The sequence below is a fragment of the Azospirillum sp. UFLA03-27 genome, assembly GCF_059803775.1.
In genome coordinates, this window is record NZ_JAUQTX010000465.1 from 1 (window position 1) to 2,105 (window position 2,105).

The 2,105-nt window shown below is 69.7% G+C and carries 3 protein-coding genes and 1 pseudogene; all 4 read left to right on the plus strand.

Annotated elements, in window-relative coordinates:
* A pseudogene (locus Q4I23_RS32370) lies at window positions 1-568 on the plus strand (flagellar filament capping protein FliD); the annotation flags it as partial.
* 52 nt (window positions 569-620) lie between these two features.
* Window positions 621-1,103, plus strand: a complete 483-nt coding sequence (locus Q4I23_RS32375; protein WP_454019716.1) for a flagellar export chaperone FliS — start codon at window positions 621-623, stop codon at window positions 1,101-1,103.
* 61 nt (window positions 1,104-1,164) lie between these two features.
* Window positions 1,165-1,734, plus strand: coding sequence for an RNA polymerase sigma factor (locus Q4I23_RS32380; protein ID WP_498528962.1), 570 nt, complete (start codon window positions 1,165-1,167; stop codon window positions 1,732-1,734).
* Window positions 1,735-1,738: 4 nt separating this feature from the next.
* Window positions 1,739-2,035: a hypothetical protein gene (locus tag Q4I23_RS32385; protein WP_454019714.1), complete on the plus strand. Its 297-nt coding sequence runs from the start codon at window positions 1,739-1,741 to the stop codon at window positions 2,033-2,035.
* Window positions 2,036-2,105: the final 70 nt, after the last annotated feature.

Consider the following 2,105-nt stretch of genomic DNA (forward strand, 5'->3'; position numbering starts at 1 on the left):
GAAAGTGGACGAGACGGCGCTGAACGCCGCCCTGACCGGCGACATCGACGGGGTGCGCACGCTGCTCGGGCTGGAGATGACCAGTTCCTCCACCGACTTGAAGCTGCTGCGCTACGACCGCAGCCTCGGCCGCACCGACGTCACGCTGGACATCACGGTGGCCGAGGACGGCACCCTGTCCGGCGCGTCGGTGGACGGCGACGACACGCTGTTCCGGGTCAGCGGCAACCGCATCATCGGCAACGACGGCACCGCCTTCGCCGGGCTGGTGCTGGTCTACACCGGCCAGACCGGATCGGTGGACCTCGACTTCTCGCAAGGGCTGGCCGACCGGCTCTACACCACGCTGAGCGGCATCGCGGCAAAGGACAGCGGCGACATCGCCCGGATCGTCTCGCAGCTCGACGCCGACAACACCGAGATGACCCGGCGGTCCGGCGACATCAAAACCAAGGCCGGGGACTACCGCACCCGCCTGACCGCCTACTACGCCCGGCTGGAGGCCAAGGCGGAGGCCGCGAACCTCCTGCTCCAGCAGCTCAAATACAAGGAAAGCAGCGACGACTGACGGCGCCGCGCGCCGCCAACGTCCCCGCATCCCCATCCGGAGAAGCCGCGCCATGCGCAACCCGACCCTGACCAAGGCCCTGTCCGCCTACGCTTCCGCCAACAGCGCGGCGCTGCCGCCCGTGGTCGCCGTCGTCCGCCTCTACGAGACGGCGACGGCGCATCTGCACCAGGCGCGCGACGCCGCGCGGGACGGCCGGTTCGACGCCCATTTCCAGGCCATGGACCGCGCCATCACCATCCTCCTGGGGCTTGATTCCATTCTGAAATTGGATAAAGGTGGGGATGTCGCGGCAACGCTGCGGCGCTTCTATCGGTCCCTGGTCCGGCAGGCCGGTCTGGCCGCCGCGCGCCGGGACCCCGTGGCTGCGACCGAGGCCATCATCCGCCAGCTGTCCTTCATGACGAAGGCGTGGCAGACCATCGCCGCAGAACGCGGTGTGGTCCCCAGTCCAACCGGTGCTTCGGCCAAAGGGTCGCACGCATCCGTGATCGGGAGATCCATGGATCATGCGCGCGGCGGCCTGTTTGGCTGAGGACGGCACGCGTCCGTCCGGCACCCTTTCCAATTCCGTGTCCGGCGGGAGCGTCGCCGGCTTGGCGGCGGAGACTGACGAGGTTCTGATGGCGCGCATCCGTGCCGGGGACCAGGCGGCCTACCGCACGCTCGTCCACCGCCACCTGAAGCGCGCCTACGCGCTCGCCCGCCGCATGTGCGGCAGCGACGCCGAGGCGGAGGACATCGCCCAGGACACCTTCCTCCAGGTCTGGCAGCGGCGCGACCACTGGACCGACGAGGGGGCCAAGTTCACCACATGGCTCTACCGCGTGGTGGTGAACCGCTGCATCGACCACCGGCGCCGCCCGGCGGGGGAGGATCTGGACTCGGTTCCCGAGCCGCCGGACCACGCCCCCGACGCCATCACCCGCATCCAGCGCCGGCAGGTGGCCGCCCGCCTGCGCGACGCCCAGGACCGGCTGCCGGCGCAGCAGCGCGCCGCCCTCGCCCTTTATTATAACGAGGGCTTGAGCGGCGCCGAGGTTGCGACCATTATGCAAATCAGCGTAACTGCTGTGGAATCGCTGCTGAAACGCGCCCGCCAGCAGCTTCGCACGCTGTTGCGCGCCAGCGCGCAGGCCGCCAGGGATTCGTTCGAAGACGGATGACGCGATGACCGAAGACGAGTTTCGCGAACTGCTGGACCGCCACGGCGGCGATCTGGAGCGCTGGCCCCGCGCGACGCTGCGGGAGGCGCGCCGCCTTCTCGCCCAGTCCGTTGCGGCCCAGTCCATGCTGGACGAAATGGTGGCCATCGACCTTGCCCTGGCGGAAACGGACGGTGAGGCCACGCCCCCTGCCGATCTGGCCGACCGCATCTTCGAACGTGCCTTCGGCGCCGGGACGGCGTCCTCCGACGCCCTGACACCCGACGCCGTCCCCTTCCCGGGCCTGAATCGTCCGGTCTGATCCCTGCCCTTCAACAAGCGAGGATGCGCGGCGGCTCAATGCCGCCGCAGCGAGGGGGCCTGGGGGTGGT

What these genes read in the sequence shown, in the direction of transcription:
- Q4I23_RS32375 (WP_454019716.1), top strand. Translation starts at nt 621, where the DNA reads ATGCGCAACCCGACCCTGACCAAGGCCCTGTCCGCCTACGCTTCCGCC.
- Q4I23_RS32385 (WP_454019714.1), top strand. Translation starts at nt 1,739, where the DNA reads ATGACCGAAGACGAGTTTCGCGAACTGCTGGACCGCCACGGCGGCGAT.